Annotated in this window: 1 protein-coding gene; it reads right to left on the reverse strand. The window is 58.8% G+C overall.

All coding sequences use genetic code 11. The features are described from left to right. Nucleotides 1–110: 110 nt before the first annotated feature. Nucleotides 111–437 carry a hypothetical protein gene (locus tag ABFX36_RS18950; protein WP_346077838.1) on the reverse strand — a complete coding sequence of 109 codons (327 nt, stop codon included), beginning with the start codon at nt 435–437 and terminating at the stop codon, nt 111–113. Between the last annotated feature and the right edge of the window lie 191 nt (nt 438–628).

A 628-nucleotide genomic window follows, 5' to 3' on the forward strand; every position in this document is an offset into this window, starting at 1 on the left:
CTTGCGCACAATGTCCTCGGCCGAGTGACGCTTACGTCCTGCCATGGTCCTCATCGTCCCTTCTCTGCCCTCATCAGGGCAATCGGGACTCTAAAACAACCCGGACCGGTTCACGGGGGACACGCCACAAGAGTCAGGGCTCCGAGGGTGATTATGCGATCCTCAGGAACATCCGCATCGACAAGCGCCTCGCGCAGTTCTTTACCGCCATCGTCGCCGTCGACAAGAAAGGCGACTCGCGCTCCTTCGAGGTCGAGTTCGGGATACATGGATACGGGAACCTCAGACAGTCCGGGGGCGACTTGGTAGTCGAGGTCTTCGGCCCCGATCGCCTTCTTGATCAGCGACGGCAAGATCAACATTTCGGTTGCTCCCTCCGCGAGCACGACCTTGCGTGCGGATGAGAAGGCGGCGGCACCTGCGCCCATCGCCAGCATCAGCGGTGAATACCCCACACCCTTCGTCCAGAAGCTTCCCTCAACCAGGCTCCGCTGGCCGTTCTTAGCCTCGGGCTTTCATCGCTGAATTCGCCTGACCTGCCGTTTTCATGAAGAAAGGTGCTCTGAGCTGCAATAATTGTTGTTGCGAAACGACAATCACAAGCAGGGCAAGGAGCACCTTTCTGGTG

The sequence above is a fragment of the Gordonia cholesterolivorans genome, assembly GCF_039531975.1.
GTDB lineage: Bacteria > Actinomycetota > Actinomycetes > Mycobacteriales > Mycobacteriaceae > Gordonia > Gordonia sihwensis.

Excerpts from the sequence above, each read along its gene's own strand:
- ABFX36_RS18950 (WP_346077838.1), bottom strand. The coding sequence starts at position 437 with ATGCTGGCGATGGGCGCAGGTGCCGCCGCCTTCTCATCCGCACGCAAG.